General features: G+C 33.5%; 17 protein-coding genes. 6 read left to right on the forward strand and 11 right to left on the reverse strand.

Going from position 1 to position 22,047, the window contains the following annotated elements:
* Positions 1-3: 3 nt before the first annotated feature.
* The 3 genes from ACEN2K_RS13575 (at position 4) to rluF (ending at position 2,654) form a co-directional block, all read left to right on the forward strand.
* Positions 4-783 carry a zinc ribbon domain-containing protein gene (locus ACEN2K_RS13575; RefSeq protein ID WP_441759875.1) on the forward strand — a complete coding sequence of 260 codons (780 nt, stop codon included), beginning with the start codon at positions 4-6 and terminating at the stop codon, positions 781-783.
* A gap of 39 nt (positions 784-822) precedes the next feature.
* Positions 823-1,671 carry an alpha/beta fold hydrolase gene (locus tag ACEN2K_RS13580; RefSeq protein WP_441759876.1) on the forward strand — a complete coding sequence of 283 codons (849 nt, stop codon included), beginning with the start codon at positions 823-825 and terminating at the stop codon, positions 1,669-1,671.
* Between the two features lie 170 nt (positions 1,672-1,841).
* Positions 1,842-2,654, forward strand: coding sequence for a 23S rRNA pseudouridine(2604) synthase RluF (rluF, locus tag ACEN2K_RS13585; RefSeq protein ID WP_441759877.1), 813 nt, complete (start codon positions 1,842-1,844; stop codon positions 2,652-2,654).
* Positions 2,655-2,696: 42 nt separating this feature from the next.
* Here rluF and ACEN2K_RS13590 read toward each other — a convergent pair whose 3' ends face one another.
* The 6 genes from ACEN2K_RS13590 to ACEN2K_RS13615 all read right to left on the reverse strand — a co-directional run bounded on the left by ACEN2K_RS13590 (position 2,697) and on the right by ACEN2K_RS13615 (position 10,079).
* Positions 2,697-3,623 (reverse strand): magnesium transporter CorA family protein, encoded by a 927-nt coding sequence (locus ACEN2K_RS13590; RefSeq protein ID WP_441759878.1) that lies wholly within the window; start codon positions 3,621-3,623, stop codon positions 2,697-2,699.
* Between the two features lie 226 nt (positions 3,624-3,849).
* Positions 3,850-4,734 (reverse strand): bifunctional 5,10-methylenetetrahydrofolate dehydrogenase/5,10-methenyltetrahydrofolate cyclohydrolase, encoded by an 885-nt coding sequence (locus ACEN2K_RS13595; RefSeq protein WP_441759879.1) that lies wholly within the window; start codon positions 4,732-4,734, stop codon positions 3,850-3,852.
* A gap of 111 nt (positions 4,735-4,845) precedes the next feature.
* Positions 4,846-6,198, reverse strand: a complete 1,353-nt coding sequence (ffh, locus tag ACEN2K_RS13600; protein WP_441759880.1) for a signal recognition particle protein — start codon at positions 6,196-6,198, stop codon at positions 4,846-4,848.
* Between the two features lie 196 nt (positions 6,199-6,394).
* Positions 6,395-6,859, reverse strand: a complete 465-nt coding sequence (locus ACEN2K_RS13605; RefSeq protein ID WP_441759881.1) for a DoxX protein — start codon at positions 6,857-6,859, stop codon at positions 6,395-6,397.
* Positions 6,860-6,863: 4 nt separating this feature from the next.
* Entirely contained in the window at positions 6,864-7,946 is a 1,083-nt protein-coding gene (locus ACEN2K_RS13610) for an HmuY family protein (RefSeq protein WP_441759882.1), read from the reverse strand.
* A gap of 18 nt (positions 7,947-7,964) precedes the next feature.
* Positions 7,965-10,079 (reverse strand): TonB-dependent receptor plug domain-containing protein, encoded by a 2,115-nt coding sequence (locus ACEN2K_RS13615; RefSeq protein ID WP_441759883.1) that lies wholly within the window; start codon positions 10,077-10,079, stop codon positions 7,965-7,967.
* A 107-nt stretch (positions 10,080-10,186) separates the two neighbouring features.
* Between ACEN2K_RS13615 and ACEN2K_RS13620 the strand changes: the two genes are divergently transcribed.
* Positions 10,187-11,098 carry a DUF6607 family protein gene (locus ACEN2K_RS13620; RefSeq protein ID WP_441759884.1) on the forward strand — a complete coding sequence of 304 codons (912 nt, stop codon included), beginning with the start codon at positions 10,187-10,189 and terminating at the stop codon, positions 11,096-11,098.
* Positions 11,099-11,182: 84 nt separating this feature from the next.
* Here ACEN2K_RS13620 and argS read toward each other — a convergent pair whose 3' ends face one another.
* A complete protein-coding gene (gene argS, locus ACEN2K_RS13625) occupies positions 11,183-12,961 on the reverse strand; it encodes an arginine--tRNA ligase (protein WP_441759885.1) in 1,779 nt (592 codons plus the stop codon).
* Positions 12,962-13,411: 450 nt separating this feature from the next.
* Here argS and ACEN2K_RS13630 point away from each other — a divergent pair, with 450 nt between their 5' ends.
* Positions 13,412-15,829 (forward strand): TonB-dependent receptor domain-containing protein, encoded by a 2,418-nt coding sequence (locus ACEN2K_RS13630; RefSeq protein ID WP_441759886.1) that lies wholly within the window; start codon positions 13,412-13,414, stop codon positions 15,827-15,829.
* Between the two features lie 98 nt (positions 15,830-15,927).
* Here the strand turns inward: ACEN2K_RS13630 and ACEN2K_RS13635 are convergent, their stop codons facing one another.
* Complete coding sequence (locus ACEN2K_RS13635; protein WP_441759887.1) at positions 15,928-16,935, reverse strand: 3-oxoacyl-ACP synthase III family protein; 1,008 nt, start codon at positions 16,933-16,935, stop codon at positions 15,928-15,930.
* A 233-nt stretch (positions 16,936-17,168) separates the two neighbouring features.
* Between ACEN2K_RS13635 and ACEN2K_RS13640 the strand changes: the two genes are divergently transcribed.
* Positions 17,169-19,580 (forward strand): prolyl oligopeptidase family serine peptidase, encoded by a 2,412-nt coding sequence (locus ACEN2K_RS13640; protein ID WP_441759888.1) that lies wholly within the window; start codon positions 17,169-17,171, stop codon positions 19,578-19,580.
* 42 nt (positions 19,581-19,622) lie between these two features.
* On the opposite strand, the gene ACEN2K_RS13645 is transcribed toward ACEN2K_RS13640, so the two are convergent.
* From ACEN2K_RS13645 to ACEN2K_RS13655, 3 genes are all read right to left on the reverse strand, one after another.
* Positions 19,623-20,570 (reverse strand): ABC transporter ATP-binding protein, encoded by a 948-nt coding sequence (locus ACEN2K_RS13645; RefSeq protein WP_441759889.1) that lies wholly within the window; start codon positions 20,568-20,570, stop codon positions 19,623-19,625.
* 142 nt (positions 20,571-20,712) lie between these two features.
* Positions 20,713-21,408, reverse strand: a complete 696-nt coding sequence (locus ACEN2K_RS13650; RefSeq protein ID WP_441759890.1) for an OmpA family protein — start codon at positions 21,406-21,408, stop codon at positions 20,713-20,715.
* A 21-nt stretch (positions 21,409-21,429) separates the two neighbouring features.
* Positions 21,430-21,906, reverse strand: coding sequence for a lipocalin family protein (locus ACEN2K_RS13655; RefSeq protein ID WP_441759891.1), 477 nt, complete (start codon positions 21,904-21,906; stop codon positions 21,430-21,432).
* Positions 21,907-22,047: the final 141 nt, after the last annotated feature.

Below are 22,047 nucleotides of genomic sequence, written 5' to 3' on the forward strand. Positions count from 1 at the left end.
AATATGGCGAATACGAAAGAATTAAGTGTTGAGGACAAGTTAAGAGCAATTTACGATTTACAATTGATTGACTCTAGAATTGACGAAATTAGAAATGTAAGAGGAGAACTTCCTCTTGAAGTGGAAGATTTAGAAGATGAAGTTGCTGGCTTAAGCACACGTTCTGAAAAATTGAAAGGTGAACTTGAAGTAATCGAAGACCTTATCAAAAGCAAAAAGAATGCGATTGATGAGCACAAAGAGACTATCAAAAAATACACAAAGCAACAAGAAACTGTTCGCAATAATAGAGAATTTAACTCTTTAACAAAAGAAGTTGAGTTCCAAGAGCTTGAAATTCAATTAGCTGAAAAGCAAATTAAAGAAATGAAAGCTTCTATTGAACACAAAAAAGAGGTAATCGCTCAATCTAAAGAAAGATTAGAGACAAAATCTAATCACTTGAAGCACAAAAAGTCGGAATTAGACGCAATCATGGCTGAGACAGCTAAGGAAGAAGAGTTTTTGACAGAAAAATCTGTTGAGTACCAAAACTTAATTGAAGAAAGACTTTTAGCAGCTTACACAAGAATTAGAACAAGTGTACGTAATGGACTAGCAGTTGTATCAATCGAAAGAGGAGCATCAGCAGGATCATTCTTTACCATTCCACCACAAACGCAAGTGGAAATTGCTTCTAGAAAGAAAATTATCACTGATGAGCATTCAGGAAGAATTTTAGTAGACAGCACACTAGCTGATGAAGAAAAAGAAAAAATGGAAAAGTTATTTTCTAAATTTTAATTATATTTAAGTCCCGATAAACATCGGGACTTTTTTATTATGAAAAAAACGCTTTATTTCTTTTTTACTAAGTCTATCGGATTATACATTAATATCTTAAGTTTTGTATTTCCTGATAGAGCTACTCATCTTGCCTATTCCTTATTTAGCGAGCCTCGAGACGGAAGACTTTCTCAATCAAACCTTCCAAAAATACTCCTAGAAGCTGAAACTACTACCGTTTACGATAAAGAACACCATTTTCAAACCTACACCTGGAAAGGAAACGACACCGTAATATTATTAGTGCATGGCTGGGAAAGTAATGCGTCACGCTGGGAAAACATATTACCTTATCTTAAAAAATCTGGAAGCACTATTATTGCCATCGACGGACCCGCTCACGGCTTATCTAGTGGAAAAGAATTTACAATTCCGCAATACGCATCTTTTATTGATATTATTGTCAAAAAACACAATCCCAAGTATCTCATAGGACATTCTCTGGGTGCTAAAACCTGTTTGTTTTATCAATCAGAATACCAAAATAAGAGCATTGAAAAAATGGTAATTTTAGGATCTCCCAGTGATTTTAAAATCATTTTAAACAATTACATTAACATGCTGAGCTTAAACTTTAAAATAGCTCAAAATTTAGAAGCGTTTTACCTCTCTCATTACAAACTGAACTTAGATCTCTTTTCGGGAAAGCGCTTTGCGTCTACGATTGAAACCAAAGGATTTATTGCACACGATACAGATGACAGTGTGGTGCTATTTGAAGAAGGTAAAAAAATTGCTAGTACTTGGAAAAATGCCGAATTTATAACAACAACTGGTCTTGGTCACAGCATGCATGATGATGATTTATACAAAAAAATCGCGCGCTTTCTTTTTGAAAAAGAATAAGTTCATCGCTAACTCTTCCTTTTTTATACAATTCAATATAATTGAGAGCTTGTATTGACAGCTATTTCAATCAGAAAATTTAGCCTTTCGACAAAAACACCTTTACAGTACAACTAACTTTTCCTAACTAGCATAGCCAACTGATAATCTAAAATGCTTACTTTTGCAGTATGGAAGAAAATCTAAAACGCCTCAACAAATTCATTGGAGAAACTGGTTATTGCTCCCGCCGTGAAGCCGACAAAATTATTGAAGAAGGCAGGGTGACGATTAACGGAGTTGTCCCAGAATTAGGAACAAAAGTTTCCCCCCATGACGAAGTGCGTATTGATGGTAAATTGATTAGAGAAAAAACTGAAAAATCAGTATATCTTGCTTTTTACAAACCCGTAGGTATTGAGTGTACGACAAATCTAGATGTTCGTAATAACATTGTAGATTACATTAATTACCCAAAACGTATCTTTCCTATTGGTCGTCTAGATAAAGCCAGTGAGGGATTAATTTTCATGACTAATGATGGTGATATTGTCAATAAGATATTACGTGCCAGAAACAATCACGAAAAAGAATATACTGTTACCGTAAACAAACCGATTACAGATCGTTTTATTGAACGAATGGGAAATGGAGTACCCATTTTAGATACTGTAACGCGTAAATGCAAGGTAGAACAAATAAGTAAATACATCTTTAAAATTATTCTAACGCAAGGTTTGAACCGACAAATTAGAAGAATGTGCGAATATTTAGGCTACGAAGTAACTGCTTTAAAACGTATTCGTATAATAAATATTTCATTAGATGTTCCTGTAGGTCGTTACCGTGATTTAACGGATGCTGAAATCAAAGAGCTAAACGAACTTATCGAACCATCCAGCAAAACAGAAGAAGCCAGCTTACCAAAAGCAGAAACACCAAAAAGGAGAACGGAATTCATAAAAAGAGACGATCCCCGTTTTAAGAAACGTGGAAATTATTAAATAAAAAAAGGGAGTAAAATAATTTACTCCCTTTTGTTTATATCAAAACCATCTTCTCTTTTTAAATAAGTATACCCCCACAGTAGACAGTAGGAAAGAAACTAGAACTAAAATCCACAAACCCATCGGGTTGTCTTGTAAAGCATTAGGAACATTCATTCCGTAGAAACTGGCAATTACAGTAGGAATCATCAATATGATTGAAATGGATGTCATTTGCTTCATTATATTATTCATATTATTCGAAATAACAGAGGCATAGGCGTCCATTGTTCCCGTTAAGATATCACTGTATATATTTGTAGTTTCTTGAGCTTGGCGTAGTTCAATCTCTACATCTTCTAGTAGATCTGAATCATAATGTACTCTTTGCGATTTAATATTCTTAATGCGGTGCAACAAAATATCATTCCCTTTTAATGAGGTCATAAAGAAAACCAAGCATTTTTCGATTTGTAGTAAAGCCTGTAATTCTTGGTTTTTTATGGATTTCTCCAAATTATCTTCGGCTAGTCTAATTTTTTGATTGACCTGTTTCAAATATTTTAGATACCAAACACTGGAGGATAACAGTAATCTCAGCACAAGATCAAAATTATCTTTCAAATCAATATTTTTTCTTTGGGTATACTTTACAAAATCGGTTAACATTTCCGTTTCATGAAAGCTAATTGTAACACATACCTCATCTTTAAATACAACTCCTACAGGAATGGTATGAAAAGGAAGTTTGACATCATTACTCTTAACAGGAATGCGCATGATGATTAAGGTCCAGCCGTTCTCTACCTCGATTCGTGGTCTTTCATCAATATCTTCAATATCATTATAAAAAGCTTCTGGAATTTGAAGCTCATGCAGTAGGTATTCCTTTTCGGCTTCTGAAGGACATTCAATATTTATCCAGCTATTAGGAAACCATTCTGGTACCGCAATTAATCCGTTATTGTTTTTGTAAAAAGCTCTCATTTCAATATTCTATAGGTTTAGCATAGCCTCTTGAAATTTCATGAGCGCTACAATTAGTTTAACATTTCCGAATAATAATCGTCCATTATACAGCTATCTTTTTTTAGTGTTGCAAAAGTATTCTTTATTTTCAAGTGGCTTCACAAACCGTTTAGTTTTAAGAATATTTTAATACAAATAAGGAGATAAAAAAAACCCTACTCAATTAAGTAGGGTCTTCTTTCTATTAGTTTTTAGCCATTTTCATTTCTCTGGCTAAGAGTGTGTTTTTCATTAGCATTGCGATGGTCATTGGACCTACACCTCCAGGAACGGGTGTGATAAAGCTCGCTTTTTTACTAACATTATCAAAGTCTACATCACCTGTTATCACATATCCTTTTTCTTTAGTATCATCAGCAACACGTGTGATTCCTACATCAATAACCACTGCGCCATCTTTCACCATTTCTGCTTTTAAATAATTAGGTACACCTAAAGCAGTGATAATGATGTCGGCTTGTGTAGTAATCTGGGCAATATTTTTAGTATAACTATGTGTTAGTGTTACTGTTGAATTTCCAGGAAATCCTTTTCTTCCCATTAAGATACTCATAGGACGTCCCACAATGTGACTACGACCTATAACTACTGTATGCTTTCCTTGTGTTTCTACACCATAACGCTCTAATAATTCTAAAATTCCAAAAGGAGTTGCAGGGATAAACGTACTCATGTCTAAAGCCATTTTACCAAAGTTTTCAGGGTGGAATCCATCAACATCTTTACTTGGATCTACAGCCATTAATACTTTTTGCTCATCTATTTGTACTGGAAGGGGCAGTTGAACGATAAATCCATCGATATTATCATCTTCATTTAGCTCCTTGATTTTCTTTAACAATTCAGTTTCAGAAGTAGTACTAGGCATTTTTACCAAAGTAGATTCAAATCCCACTCTTTCACATGCTTTTACTTTACTTCCTACATAAGTTAAACTTGCGCCATCATTACCCACAATTACTGCGGCAAGATGAGGCACTTTCTCTCCGTTTTTAATCATTTTTTGAACTTCAACAGCGATTTCGCCTTTGATGTCTTCTGCTGTTTTTTTTCCGTCTAGTAGTTGCATTTTATTTTTAGTTTCAAGTTTTATTTGCTAACGATTTAGTTGTGTTGTTTTTAATCTAAAAAACAAGGGTTTAAAAAATCAACAAAATGACTTTTTAAACCCTGTAATAAATTATCGCTGCATTCCGCCTGGCATACCTTTCATGCCGCCCATCATTTTCATGAGGTTTTTTCCGCCCGGTCCTTGCATCATTTTCATCATCTTACTCATTTGCTCAAACTGCTTCATCAATTGATTGACTTGCTCAATTTTAGTTCCAGACCCTTTAGCAATCCTTGCTTTTCTTTTCACATCTATTACTGAAGGTTTACTTCTTTCAATTGGAGTCATCGAGTGAATGATAGCTTCAATATGTTTAAAGGCATCATCTTCTATTTCTACATCTTTCATGGCTTTTGAAGCACCTGGTATCATCCCAACCAAGTCTTTCATGTTACCCATTTTCTTTACTTGTTGAATTTGAGATAAGAAATCATCAAAACCAAATTCGTTTTTAGCAATTTTCTTTTGAATTTTTCTTGCTTCGTCTTCGTCAAACTGCTCTTGTGCTCTTTCCACTAAAGACACAACATCTCCCATACCTAGGATACGCTCTGCCATACGAACAGGATAGAATACATCAATTGCATCCATTTTTTCTCCTGTTCCTACAAACTTAATTGGTTTATCAACTACAGTCTTAATTGAAAGTGCTGCTCCACCACGTGTATCTCCATCTAATTTTGTCAAGATAACACCATCAAAATTCAAGATACCATTAAAAGCTTTGGCTGTATTAACGGCATCTTGACCTGTCATGGAATCCACAACAAATAAAGTTTCTTGTGGTTGTATTGCTTTATGAACACGAGCAATCTCGTCCATCATTTCTTGATCAACAGCTAAACGCCCTGCTGTATCGACAATAACAACATTAAATCCGTTTGCTTTTGCATGTTTGATTGCGTTTTGAGCAATCTCTACAGGGTTCTTGTTTTCTGGTTCTGAGTACACCTCAACACCTATTGAATCTCCTACAACATACAATTGCTGGATAGCTGCTGGACGGTAAATATCACAGGCAACTAACAGTGGTTTTTTACCTTTTTTTGTTTGCAAATAATTAGCTAATTTTCCAGAAAAAGTTGTTTTTCCAGAACCTTGTAATCCTGACATCAATATAATACTTGGTACGCCCGAAAGATTAATTCCTGCAACATCACCACCCATTAATTCTGTTAGTTCATCTTTAACTAATTTCACTAATAACTGACCTGGTTGCAGCGTCGTTAAAACGTCCTGACCTATTGCTTTCTCTTTTACTCTAGTAGTAAAATCTTTGGCAATTTTAAAATTCACATCGGCATCTAGTAAGGCACGTCGAACTTCTTTTAAAGTCTCAGCTACATTTACTTCAGTTATTTTTCCGTGACCTTTTAATATATGAAAGGCTTTATCTAGTTTATCGCTTAAATTATCGAACATGTCATTGTTGTTTTAGGAATTGCAAATATAATATAAAGTTCTGTAGGTACAAAGGCTCAAAGTATCAAAGAAACAAAGTTTTACTCAGCTGAAAACTATCTACAATGGAGCTGTGAAAGCAATATCAACATGATGTTTCAACAAAAAAAAGGTTAGACGAATCTAACCTTTTACAAAAAAAACAAAAACACCGAAACTAATTCAACTTTAATACATTTCTATTTATTAACAAAGGTTTCCATAATTTATAGCTTAAGCCGATTAAAGTCAAGTTAATCAGCAGCAGTGCTAACATTTGGAATAACTCTAAAACCTCGTTAGGTTCTAAAAACAAATGGAATAAAAATATGTTAATTGTTACCGGTAAAGCTATTATTGCTCCAATTAGTGAGAAAAATTGACTAATCAGCAGTACACCAGAAAGAATTTCAACAACACCCAAAAAAGCCCAGAAATAACCCGTCTGCTTCATCCCAAAAATATAATTTTTTATTTTTAAAATTTCGATAGAAGGAGCGACATCGTCTCCTTTTTTTACTGATTCAATAATTGTTGTTGGATCTGGAGTTGGGTTTTCAAATTTTTTAATTCCTCCAAAAACCAACATTCCTCCTAGAATAAGACTGAATATAATTTTGATAATCTTTAGTGCATTTTTCATATACTTATTTTAAAATTGCGTATTCTACTACTGGATTTCCTCTTTCACCTGCGTCATTTGTCATTGCAAGGAACTTTACTTTATAATAATTTTCAGCAGCATCTTTTACGATGTAAAAACGATCTGTTTTAATACTTGGCAACGAACCTGGACCACCACCACTTCTCCAACTAGAACCAATAATTCTTTGATCTGTTGCAGATGCTGTGAAGTTGGCATCAGTCACCTTTGTTTTTGTAAAAGCAGCATAAGTACCTCCTTCTGATTCTAAAACCTGATAGACCCTAGTACCACCTTTTCTATTTGACACGATAAAATCTGAGTAACCATAAGTCACTTCTGTACCAAAGTTTACATAATTTGTAAAAGTGGTAAAATTCAAATCCCATTTTGTTTTTAACGGCTCAACAGTAACAGTATTCCCTGAACTTAAGCTAAAAAAGGTATAGTTGAAGTTATCATCTTTTGCAATCACTTTCTCTTCATAAGTAGCAGAAGCTAAATCCGCATATTGAATTTTATATCCGGCTCCGCTTCTTAGAACTCGGACTTTTTTCCATCCTCTTGCTTCGCCATCAATACTCACAGACCCAACACCTGGCTGCTCAGTAGAAATCGCAAACCCTAGATTTACTAAATACACTTTATTCTCACTATCTGTTGCCGAAATTTCTGCGATCGCAGTTCCCACTCCTGAACCATTTCCCTCTAAAACACCCGTTGGGTTATCTACATATCCATTAGAAGAAGCGGTAGTTCCTGCTCCAACTGTAACTTCATTATTGATCACCTGAGGCAAACTAATATCTGAAGTTTCTAGTTTTTTAACTGCCATTTTAACAGCACCATTTAGGATTACTCTAAAATCAGTTCCGCTTGAAAATCCAAAATCCCACGAAGCTCTATTCACAACATCCATTTTTGCAGTGCTTAAATCCAAATAAACTTGATTCGGCTCATTTGGTCCTCCAACTGCAGGTTGCAAAGTTTCGCCCACTAAAGGCACTTCTATAGGTGTAGCATCATCACTTGAACAGGATACGAGAGATAGGAAAGCGAATGTTAAAGAAAAAATTGTCTTTTTCATAGTATTGATTATTATATATTAAAAATTAAGGTTATACGTAAGTTTGATAAAATAAGAGCGCCCATAAGCGAGCATTACATCTGAAGTAGAGGAATGAGCTACAGCAGAATTAGAACCGGACTGAAGTACATTAGTCACATCAAATAAATTTCTGGCGCCAATAATCACATCAATTCGATTATTGAAAAAAGTTTTACGGATCGAAGCGTCCATCCAATTGCTGTCACCTATTTCAGAAATTAAATACTCTGATTCTCCTTCAACAAATTGTTGTGATTTCCCATTGTATTTATAGTATGCCGAAAATGTTGTTTTCCATTTTGGCAAAGTATATGACAAGCTGCTGTTCATATTAAAAGAATATAAAAATCGATCATCTGAAGCAAAAATCTGATTGTCAATTTTTTGAGACACTCCAACAAAAGAGGCGCCTATATTAAACTTAAAATTGCCTTTTTGAAACTGATTCACAGTTGAAACATTCCACATTTGGTACTTACTGATATTGATATATTGATACATCGGATTTCCTGTATCTTCGTTAAAACCTATTAAAGCCATATCGATTCGATCATCAACATTCAAAAAACTTCCTGTTAATACATTCGATAGCTGATAACCCGAATCGAAATAAGTAATCTTCTTTATACTCGTTTCATAAGAGGTACTTTGTTCTGGAATAAGGTTTTCATTTCCAGTAAAAAAATGACCGTCAAATATTTGTTTGGAATACAATTCATTAAAAGTTGGTGTTCGAAATGATTTACCATATGATATTCGAAAATCAATTCCTTTGTCAAAAGAATAACGCAACCCTAATGAAGAAGCATATTGATTATCAAATTGGGATTGTGAAGAAAATCGGATTCCTGGTCGAACAGCAAAACGCTCCGAAATATTTATTTCTGAAGAGGCAAAAAGGTCATAATTATTTATTCTTTTTCGAATGGGAACAATGCTATTATTCGCTTCTTGAATTAATGAAAAACCATTGTTATTGACTATCTCATAACCCAGTTGTAAGTCGGCAATTTTACTGTTAAAAAAATTATTCAGTGTTCCAGTAGAGTACAACACTTCCATTGATTGATCACGAACAGTACTATTATCCGCCTCGGAATGAGTGTATAAATAATACTTAAAATCATTTACATTTCTTTCTTGCTTTTGATGCGAAAGCGATACATTAAAATTTAATTTTGACAGGATTTTTCCAGTAGCATTCAAATTATGAAAATACCTATTGGTCAAATATCTTTTGTCATTAGCATACCGATAGGATCCTAATTGAGCGTTATATCCTGATTGTACTGTACTATTATAATAATCAACATCTTCATCTAAAAATTCAAATTTGTAAAAAACCCTAAAGCCTTCTTTTTTAAAAGCTACTAATGCTGTTCCGTTTAATTGTTCTTTTGGAAGCCAACTATAGCCACGTGTAAAATCGGTCTCAGCATATTCTTTCCCTTTTTTATCATCTAAAAAACCTTGAAAATCATTTCGACTTGTACTCAGACTTACAAACCAATGGTCATCAATAGTATGATTAAATCCTAAAGTCTGAATATGTCTGCCCTTATCAAAAAAAGCGTACTCCTTGCCTACCGTTTCTTCTTGAGCAGCTACTGAAATACTCCATTTGTATTGCGAAGATTTCTTTGTAATAATATTAAGCACACCACTTACTGCATTAGCACCATAATTAACACCCATTGATCCTTCTACAATTTCGATTTGCTCAACATCATTTAAATTAATTTGTGACAAATCCGTATTGTTACCCAAGCCCACTTCGTTTACTAGAGGTACATTATCTACTAAAATTTTAAAATACTGGGCATCCAGTCCAAATAAAGATACAGTAGAGCGCCCACTAGTTCCACTAGGCCTTACGGTAATATTTAAATACTGATTTAAAACATCAGATAAATTTGTTGCTGCTAAATTTTGAATGTCTTGCTTTGAAATTACACGAACATTAAAAACTGATTTTTTAATTGACTGTGGTTCAAATTGAGCGGTAACCACAACTTCAGATAATTTTTCACTTTTAGAAATAGTGTCTTTCAGTTGACCGAAGCTTGTTCCGCAAAAAAATAGAGCTATATAAGGCGTAATTTTAAATTTCATTATTTTTATTTAATCTTAATAACATTGCAAATGTATATATTATTTTTATTTATTCTAAATAAATATAATATATTTGTAAAAAATTTCTAATTAAATAAATCACAATTATGAAGACAAAAAATCTACTCCTTGCTGCCACAATTTCTTTAAACTGTTTCGTCATACACAGTCAGAATACTAAAAAACAACAAGACATTGCTGCTATTAAATCAATGTGTGGCTGCTATGAAGTAAAATTTAATTTTGCAGAAACCTTCCAATATTCAAAAGATACTGCCAACTATAAACCTTCAAAAACAAAACATGATTACGGATTAGAATGGGTTGAATTAGTGGAGGAAACACCAAACAAGCTAATGTTACAGCATCTATTAATTGTAAGTGATGATATGATTATAAAACACTGGAGACAGGATTGGTTGTACCAGAACATCGATTTATACACTTATAACAAAGAGAATAATTGGAAATACATTAAATTGACCAAAGAGGAAGTAAAAGGACAGTGGACACAAAAAGTATTTCAAGTAGATGATAGTCCAAGATATGAAGGAACAGCTAGTTGGGTTCATGTAGATGGCAAAGATTACTGGATGAATACTACTGATGCTCCTTTACCAAGAAGAGAGTATACAAAGCGGGACGATTACAACATATTAAAACGCAGAAACATTCATGAAATCACTTCATATGGTTGGTTACATGAACAAGATAATGATAAGATTGTTCGAGCTGATAATGGAAAAGACACTGTTTTAGCTCAAGAAAAAGGAATTGACACGTACTCTAAGGTAGCAGATTCAAAATGCCTTGCTGCACAAAAATGGTGGAAGGACAACAGTGGTTTATGGAAAAATGTAAGAACCAAATGGCAAACTATTTTTGCAGAAAATAAAGATCTTACCCTAGAAAAATCAGTAGCAAAGAAACCGCTTTATTCCCATTTATTTGCTTTAAAACCAGATGCAACAAAAGCCGAAACCGATGCTATTATTGAAAGCTTTGTCGTAAAAAAATAATTTTGAATTACTTATAATAGTAAGTAAAAGAGCCGATAATTACTCAATTATCGGCTCTTTCATTAGTATCAAAATGATTATTAACTACATTCTCTCTGGAACATTAATTCCTAGTAAGCTAAAAGAAGCAGCGATAGTATCGGCTACTTTTTTAGAAAGTTGTACTCTAAATATTTTCTTATTCAAATCCTCTTCACCAAGAATGGGCACTGCTTGATAAAATGAATTGTACTCACGTACCAAATCATAAGTATAATTTGCCAATAAGGCCGGACTATGGTTATGAGCCGCATTTTGAATCACTTCTGGAAATAATTCCAATTGTTTCAATAATTCTTTTTCTTTTTCATGAAGGGTTATCGCTTCTGTTTTATTAGAAAAATCAAAATTTGCTTTACGAATAATCGATTGGATTCTGGCGTATGTATATTGTATGAACGGTCCAGTATTTCCTGCGAAATCAACTGATTCTTCTGGATTGAAAAGAATTCGTTTTTTTGGATCTACTTTTAAGATATAATATTTCAAAGCTCCAAGACCAATGGTATTGTATAGATTGGCTTTTTCTTCAGCAGAATAACTCTCTAATTTCCCTAAATCCTCAGCAATTTTTTGAGCGGTATCTGTCATTTCTTGCATCAAATCATCAGCATCTACCACTGTTCCTTCACGACTTTTCATTTTACCAGAAGGCAAATCAACCATTCCGTATGACAAATGATACAAGCTTGAAGCCCAGTCAAATCCGAGTTTTTTCAAGATTAGGAACAATACTTTAAAGTGGTAATCTTGCTCATTCCCTACGGTATAAACCATACCACCTACATCTGGATAATCTTTTACACGTTGGATAGCAGTCCCAATATCTTGGGTCATATACACTGCTGTTCCATCTGAACGCAATACAATCTTACGATCTAAACCTTCATCGGTTAAGTCAATCCAAACAGATCCATCAGGGTCTTTTTCGAAAATTCCTTTTTCTAACCCAATATTTACAACGTCTTTACCTAGTAAATACGTATTACTTTCATAATAAAAACAGTCAAAATCAACGCCTAGGTTTTTATAAGTAATGGCAAAACCATCATAAACCCATTGGTTCATTTTTTTCCATAGCGCAATCACATCTTCATCACCCGCTTCCCACTTTAAAAGCATTTCTTGCGCTTCTAGAATAATTGGCGCTTGTTTCTTCGCTTCGTCTTCTGTTTTTCCTTCGCTCATTAATTGAGCTATTTCATTTTTATAGGCTTTATCAAAAGCAACATAATAGTTTCCAACTAATTTATCTCCTTTTTGCCCCGTAGACTCTGGAGTTTCACCATTTCCAAACTTTTGCCAAGCCAGCATCGATTTACAAATATGAATCCCTCTATCGTTGATAATTTGGGTTTTATATACTTTTTTTCCAGAAGCTTTAATGATTTCAGCAACAGAATAGCCTAATAAATTATTACGTACGTGACCTAAATGCAGAGGCTTATTTGTATTTGGAGATGAATATTCGACCATCACCGCTTTGTCTTCAGGATTAGGGGTTACAAAACCAAACTTCACATCGTCTTTGATTTCACTGAAAAACTTTAAATAGTAAGTATCAGATATAACAATATTTAAGAAACCTGATACTACGTTAAAGCGAGCCACTTCGGCTACATTTTCAACCAAATAGTTTCCTATTTTATTTCCTAATTCTACTGGATTACTTTTTACAACTTTCAATAATGGAAAAATCACCATCGTAATATCACCTTCAAATTCTTTCCGAGTAGTCTGAAATTCGACTTTGTCGATAACTACGTTAAATAAAGCTTGTATGGCTTTTTCAATTGAGGGCGTTAGAATTTGTGGTAATGTCATTTTAAAAGGTTTTAAGGCTGCAAAGATAATTCTTATTAACCAATTTGGCAGTAAAAAATAATATTAGCCTTTAAATAAATGATAAAAGTAATCATTCAAACGATCTCTAATATTTTTTTCTTCTGCCTAACAATTCTTTAACCGATTATTAAATCTATAGTTTTATTACAATTGCATTAATACAAAATAATGATACTCCTAACTTAACATGTAAATCAACTAATATCAAAAGACTTGTAAGAATACATCTTACTGAATAAATTAATTATAAATATTTTATGTAAAATAACATCTAAAGCTTGTAACAAATACCTGCTTTAACAGTCTATTATGTAGCAAAGCACAATAGGTAAATTTATTTTATATAAAACAGTACTATGTATTGCATATTATTAAAATAAAAATAATACCTTTGTATCATCAATCAAATAAATCAAAAATCAATCAATCATGAAAATCAAACTATTATTAGTCTGCTTATTGGGAACTATGTTTTCAATTCAAGCTCAAAATGCTATCAAAGCCAATCTTTCGGAAAATCCTGGAAGTATTACTGGAAAAGTAATTGACAAAAAATCAAACGAACCCTTACCTTACGTAAATGTCATCGTCAAAGAGGCTGACAAATTTGTAACTGGTGGAATTACATCTGATAAAGGTGTATTTTACATTAAGAATCTGGATTTTAAAAAGTACAGTGTCGAGATCCAGTTTATTGGGTATAAAACAATTACTAAATCTGTTACAATTTCCTCTGATAACAAAAATATCAATCTGAATACAATAGCAATAGAAGAAGATGCTATTGAGCTAAAAGGAGTAGATATTATCAGTGAAAAATCTACTATCGAACAAAAAATTGATCGAAAAATCATCAACGTAGGAAAAGACTTGATTTCGGCAGGAGCAACTGCTGGCGAAATAATGAATAATATACCCTCAGTAAGTGTTGACCCACAAACCAATGCTATTAGTTTAAGGGGAAATTCTAACGTGCGTGTGTTAGTAGATGGAAAACCTTCGAATATTGACCCATCTCAATTACTACAACAAATACCATCGTCTTCTATCAAACAAATTGAGTTAATCACTAATCCATCTGCTAAATATAATCCAGAAGGAATGAGCGGAATTATCAATATTGTTTTGAATAAAAATAGTAAAATAGGACTTAACGGAAGTATCAATAATGGTGTAACCTTTGGTAAAACACCCAAAGTAAATTCGGCTTTTGATTTAAACTATCGAAATGGGAAATTTAATTTTTATGGAAACTACGGTTTCAATCACGGTAAAAACAACAACTATGGTTTTATAAAAAGTGAAGAAGTCAATAAAGAAAACTTACAAAATTTTCAATTTAACAATTTAAATACTTCCCATCTGGCCAAAGTTGGCGTAGACTATTATATTAATGACAATAACACTGTTTCCTTTTACACTAATCAAAGTTTTTTTAATGGCAAAGGATTTGGTAGTACTGATGTAGATTATGTAAACAACACAACAAACGTTGATTTACTGCAGCCATTTAAAAGTGATGGCAACAGCCACTCTCAAACTTATAATTTTGACTACAAAATAAAATTTAAAAAAGAAGGACACAGTTTAGAATTAGAAGCTAATTATAATGAAAATGATAATCCTGAAAATGCCATCTATACTAATTTAAATAGAGATACTAAGGCGGTTATAAACTCATTTACCAATGATGTGTCCACTTTAGGTAAAAACACAATTATCAATCTTGATTATGTGAATCCGTTAACTGAAACAACCAAGTTAGAATTAGGTTTAGAAAGTAGAAATGAAAACACTGATAATAATTTGTTCAGAAACAGTGCATACAGCTCTGCTTTTACATATGATAGAAAAATCTATTCGGCATATGCAACTTTAGGAAAACAATGGAAAAAATGGAGTTTCCAGGCGGGTGCTCGTTTAGAGCAATACAATGTAGAAGCTTTATTCCAGCAGGCTTCTAATGCTGACGGAAAATTTGAAGATGACATTTTAAGTATATATCCATCCACTTTTTTAAGTTACAATCCAGGTGAAAACAATTCGTTCAACTTAAGTTTTTCGAGAAGAGTAGATAGACCGAGTATAGGTCAAGTGAATCCTATTAGAGAATGGAGTACTCCTACTATCGATTCAGAAGGTAATCCTAATTTAGTACCGCAGTTCACTAATTCCTTTGAATTAAATTATACTCGAAAAACAAAAATAGGATCTATTACTTCAGGTATCTTTTACAGAAGAATTGAGGATGAAATTACAAGAGTAATCTTTACAAATCCAGAAAATCCAAATAAGCAGGTATTGTCTTTTGACAATTTCAACAACAATAATGCATACGGTATCGAAGTATCTGGAAATTTAGATTTCAAAAAATGGTGGAGCGCAAATATTAGTTTAGATGCTTATCAGAAAAAAGTAAAAGGAACAATCGAAACGAGTACGGGAATTTTTGAATTTACAGAAGTAGATGCTACAACGTTCAATGCTCGTATTAATAACACCTTCAAAGCGACAAAAGATTTACGTTTCCAATTATTTGCTATGTATAGAGGACAAGATCAGGGACTACAATTCGACAGAGATACAATGTGGAAAATGGATATTGGAAGTAGTTATAATATCTTAAAAGGAAGTGGAACAATAAGTGCTCGATTTAGCGATATTTTTAATACAATGCACTTTGCCTTTAACGGAGACAGACCATATACATCAAATGGTCAATTTAACTGGGAAAGTCAATCTGTGTATTTAGGATTCAACTATAGATTTGGTAGCGGTAAAAACAAAGCTATCCAAAGAAAACAAAGAGATAAAAATGAAACCCAAGGTGGTGGTGGACTTTTATAAAGAGTAGTTTTAAATTTTGTTGCCCAAAGAAAAACCCGGAGTATGCCAACTCCGGGTTTTTTTATATAAAGTAACGACGTTTTTTATAAACTAGTAATCTACCATTTAATAATAGCACTACCCCAAGTAAAACCACTACCAAAAGCAGCTAGAACTACCGTATCTCCTTTTTTAATTTTTCCTTTTTCCCATGCTTCTGTCAAAGCAATTGGAATTGAGGCTGCTGTAGTATTACCGTATTTTTGAATATTATTAAATACTTGGTCATCACTTAGTCCAAACTTCTTTTGAATAAATTGAGAAATTCTCAAATTTGCCTGGTGTGGAATCAGCATATCAATATCTGAGACTTGTAAATTATTCGCTTCAAGTCCTTCATTGATTACCTCTGCAAAACGAACAACGGCATTCTTAAATACAAATTGTCCATTCATATGCGGATAATAACTTTCATCTTCAGGATCATTATCAGCAATAATATCTGTTACCCATCTTGCTCCCATTCCTGGTGCAATTAACGCTAATTCCTCAGCATGTTGCCCTTCCGAATGCAGATGTGTCGAAAGAATACCTTGAGTTAAGTCCTCTTCTCTGCTCAAAACTGCTGCTCCAGCTCCATCACCAAAAATAACAGAAACACCACGTCCACGTGTAGTCATGTCTAATCCTGTAGAATGTACTTCAGATCCTATCACTAAAACATTTTTGTACATTCCAGTTTTGATGTATTGATCAGCAACAGATAAACCATAAATAAATCCAGAGCATTGATTTCTAACATCCAGTGCTCCTACCGTTTTTAAACCTAAATCTCTCTGAACTAAAACTCCTGGTCCAGGAAAATAATAGTCGGGACTCAATGTGGCAAAAACAACAAAATCAATATCTTCTTTTGCCACTCCCGAACGCTCAATCGCGATCTCAGCTGCTTTAACACCCATTGAAGTAGTGGTGTCTTCTCCCCTTATAATGTGTCTTCTCTCTTGAATTCCAGTTCTTTCCTGAATCCACTCGTCGTTTGTGTCAATAATTTTTGACAAATCATCATTTGTGACAACATTTGAAGGAACATAATATCCTAATCCCGCAATTTTTGAATGGTACATATTATTGTTTTATTAAAATAAGGTTGCAAATTTAAAAATACTTTAAAATATAAGGCTACAAATTACTAATTTTTTAGCAATTAACAATTTATAAAATTTAGACGCATTTGACACAACGATTTTTGCAGTGATGTGCGAATATCTAACTAAAAAAAGATTCGACCATCTGTAACAATATCTACGTCAACTAGACTTATCTTTCTAAGTTTAATTAACCATAAACCACCTTGTATATGAAATCAAAAATGAGTCTGATTTTATTTCTAGCCTGTAGCTTATACGCTACCGCTCAAGAAAACCTTACGTATCAAAAGCCACCTAAATCCATTTTAGATTTAGTAGATTATGAGAGAGCACCTTCTGTCACTATGGACACCAAGAAAGAATACATGCTTTTGTCCTATAGAAATACCTACAAAACATTAGATGATTTAAACCAAGACGAGATGCGATTAGGCGGATTAAGAATCAATCCTACTACTAATATTTCTAGTACGGTTACTTACATTAACAATATAAAATTGCGTAAGATAAATGAGAAGAATGAAATTCAGGTGAGTGGATTACCTGAAAACCCACGTATTAGTAATATCTCTTGGTCTCCTAATGAGAAAAAAATAGCATTTTCAAATACCACAGCCACTGGGGTTGCTTTATGGGTGGTGGACATCGCTTCCGCAAAAGCGACTCAGCTAACAGAGGATAACGTTAATGCTAACCTTGGAAATCCTTTTAGCTGGTACAGTGATAATGAAAGTATTCTTGTAAGAATGCTTCCTAAAAACAGACCCGCTTTACTAGACGAAAAGAAAAACTTACCAACAGGCCCAATTGTTTCTAATGCCAGTGGTACTATTTCTCAAAACAGAACGTATCAGGATTTATTAAAAAATAAAACAGATGAAGCTAATTTTGAAAACATCTTAACAGCTGAATTGTATAAGGTAAACCTTAATGGTTCTACAACATTATTCAAAGGAGCTGCTATGTATGCAGGTGAGAGCTTTTCTCCTGATGGTAAATATTTGATGGTAAGCACTATTACAAAACCATTTTCATACATCGTTCCGTTGAATCGTTTTCCTTCAAAAACGGTTATTTATGACCAAGAAGGCAATGAGGTAAAAGTGGTGAACGAAGTACCCTTAAACGAAATCATGCCAAAAGGTTTCATGGCTACGCGCACAGGAAAGAGAAACATGAATTGGAGAAATGATGAGGCTGCAACACTTTATTTTGTAGAAGCGCTAGATGAAGGAAATCCTGAAAACAAAGTAGACTATAGAGATCAAGTGCTTTTATGGCAGGCTCCTTTCGATAAAATCCCTTCTCTAGTTTTAAAAACTAAACAACGTTTTGGCGGTATTATTTGGGGTAACAACACTACAGCAATCGCTTTTGATCAATGGTACGACACTCGAAATACAAAAACCTATTTATTTAATCCAGCGGATGCTAGTCAGGAGCCAAAGATCATCTCGGACAGAAACTCTCAAGATATATATGCTGATCCAGGAAATTTTGAAACGGTTAAAAATGCCTATGGTAAAAACGTACTGGCTATTGAAAATAATAATTTGTATTTATTAGGTGATGGATTTACTAAGGAGGGTCAATTCCCGTTCATTGATGAATTCAACATTAAGAATTTACAAACAAAAAGATTGTACACCTCAACTTACAAGGATAAAAAAGAGGATCTGCTTTCTATTGAAGATTTTAAAAAAGGAGAAGTTTTAGTACAAATTCAATCTAAAAATGAGTACCCTAATTACTATTTTAGAAATATCAAGAAAAAGAATCAGCTTACTCCTATTACAAATTTTAAAAACCCATTTGAAAGCATTAAGAATGTAAGCAAAGAGGTGATTCAGTATAAAAGAAAAGATGGTGTAGCGCTTTCAGGAACCTTATACTTGCCTGCAGGATATGATAAAGTTAAAAAAGAAAAGTTACCATTATTAATTTGGGCTTACCCTACAGAATACAAAGACAAAAATTCAGCAGGACAAAACAATCAAAATCCTAATGAATTTACGTTTCCATACTATGGCTCATTTGTGTATTGGGTAACTAGAGGTTATGTTGTATTAGATGACGCTTCTTTTCCTATCATTGGTGAAGGGACAACAGAACCAAATGATAATTTCATAACACAATTAGTGGATAATGCCGAAGCTGCGATTAATGCAGTTGATGCTTTAGGATACATTAATAAAAAGAAAGTAGCTGTAGGCGGTCATTCTTACGGAGCATTTATGACAGCTAATTTATTAACCCATTCTAATTTATTTGCTTGCGGTATTGCTAGAAGTGGCGCTTATAATAGAACACTTACGCCATTTGGTTTTCAATCAGAGCAACGCAACTACTGGGAAGTACCTGATGTTTACAATACGATGTCACCTTTTATGAATGCCAATAAAATGAAAACACCATTATTATTAGTTCATGGAGAGGCGGATAATAACCCCGGAACGTTCACCTTACAAACAGAACGTTATTTCCAAGCGTTAAAAGGTCTAGGAGCACCAGCCAGAATGGTGATCTTACCTAAAGAGTCTCATGGATATGCAGCCAAAGAAAATATTTTACATCTACTTTGGGAACAAGACCAATTTCTAGAGAAATATTTAAAAAACTAACGAATAAGAAAAGCCCCAAAAAAAATTTTTTGGGGCTTTTTTTTAAGAAATCATCAAGCTAACTTGTTGATTAATTTCTAAAGGTGAATCATGTTCAAAGAAAATGACTCTCTTATCAAACACTGATTTTATTAAGTAGCGGCCGCCTTTAAAGTAGGACTGCTTCACTACTGCTTGTAACATCCCATTATCAACAACTTTTAATTGATGGGGATACAATAATACGATTTCATCTTCACCTTCATCCACAGGAACTATTTGCGATAATTTCAGTTCGTTAACTTCACCAAAAAGAGAGGCAACATATTTGTTAATCGGATGATTGTATAAGTCAAAGGAATTCGCTTTTTCTACTAAATGTCCATGCCTTAAAACGATGGTTTCATCTGCAAAAGATAAAGCATCAGTGCTATCATGTGTAGCTACGATACAAGTAACACCTTTAGCTTTCAAGTAAGCAAACAAATTGCGCCTTAAAGCATTTTTTCTAAAATTATCAATGTGGCTAAAGGGCTCATCTAGCAACAACACTTCAGGCTCTACAGCCAGCACTCTTGCTAAGGCAACCCTTTGTTGCTGACCGCCGCTTAAGTATTTGGCCTTTACATCAGCATATTCACTCATCTCTACAATTTCCAATAGCTCTTTAACTCGATCTTTTTTTTGATCTAGAAAAACATTTGATAAAAACTTGCCTACATTTTCAGCAACAGTGGTATAAGGCATCAAGTCAAAATCTTGAGAAAGGTATTTCATAAAAGGCATTCCTGGAACTAAATGATGCTTCGGACCCAGAACAGCCGTATCATTCCAGTAAATATGTCCTTGATCTAAATCATATAATCCATAAATCAGTTTTAACAAGGTACTTTTTCCACATCCGCTTTCCCCTATTACGGCAATATTTTGCCCTTTATCAATAGTAAAATCGATATTTTTAACGACAGATTGCTCTGTATAACCAAATGAAATATTTTGAACTTGAAGCATTTTTATAGTAATGAATTTTAAGGAGTACAAAGATAGATTTCTTTGTCTGAAATAATTTAATGAAGGTAACTTTTAAATAAAAAAAAGTCGTTTCGCTATAAAACGAAACGACTTTTTCAAGTATTAAAAAACAATTAAAATCTTAGTTTCCTGCTTCTTTTTTAGCATCTTCCATCATTTTCTCGTTTGCAGTGATTGCAAACTCTACGCGACGGTTTTGCGCTCTTCCTTCAACAGTTTCATTAGATGCGATTGGATCAGCAATTCCTAATCCAGTAACTGTAAATCTACTTAAAGATAATCCTTTAGCTACTAAATAATTTCTTACTGCAGCTGCTCTTTCATCAGAAAGTTTTAAGTTATAATCAGCTGGTCCAGTGCTATCAGTATAACCAAAAATGGTAATGTTAGTATCTGGGTATTCTTTAAAAACAGGAATAATTTTGTCTAAATTTGCTTTGGCAGCAGCGGTCAAAGTTGATTTGTTAGTATCAAAACGTACTGCATTTTCATTCAATACTAATTTAATACCTTCACCTACTCTTTCTACTTCGGCACCTGGAAGCGCTTCATCAATTTGTCTCGCTTGTTTGTCCATTTTGTTACCAATAACGCCACCAACAACTCCACCAACAACTCCACCTAGCACAGCACCAGTTGCACCGTTACCTCCTTTACCTAAGTTATTTCCTAAAATGGCACCTATTACAGCTCCACCCGCAGCTCCAATACCAGCTCCTCTTTGTGTTTTATTTGTATTCTTTAATGATTCACAACTTGTGAAAAGTGTTCCTATTGACATTACTACAGCCAATGAAAGTATAGATATTTTTTTCATAATTATATTTTTTAATGTTTATTAGTTTGCTCTTTCAAATTGGTAAATGATATCGATAGCTTTTCCTTCAACATCACCTTTATCAACTAATTGAAACGCATTTTCACCCATATTAGCGATGTTTAAGATATAACCATCTCTTACTTTTTTAGCTTTTTCACCAGCATCTAAAACCTTAAGAACAAATTGTCCGTTTTTATTAATGTACCAAGTGATTGGCGAACTAAAAGCAGCACAATCAGCTCTAGTTAAAGCCATATTACCTTTATTGTTATTAGAGATAAATTTCCATGTACTTCCTATGAAACATTTAGACTCCGCAATTTGAAAAGAATTCACTTTAATATATTGTTGTCCTGGATAAGTTACTGAAGTAATAACCCAGTCTCCTTTTACTGCAATTTGAGCAGCTTTATCTAATTGCGTATTTGCTACTGATGCAGATTTACATGAAAAAAGCACAAGTGCTATTGCTGTTAAAAAAATAATTTTTTTCATTTTTATATCGTTTTATTATTAAACTGATACAAAGATACAACCGCTTTACGCTCTATAAGTTTCAATATTTAGATAATTTGTTGCAAAATTAACAGTTAAGACAATTTGTCACCTCCCATGCGATTGGTATTCTATTTGAAA

Source organism: Flavobacterium sp. W21_SRS_FM3, assembly GCF_052113625.1.
GTDB lineage: Bacteria > Bacteroidota > Bacteroidia > Flavobacteriales > Flavobacteriaceae > Flavobacterium.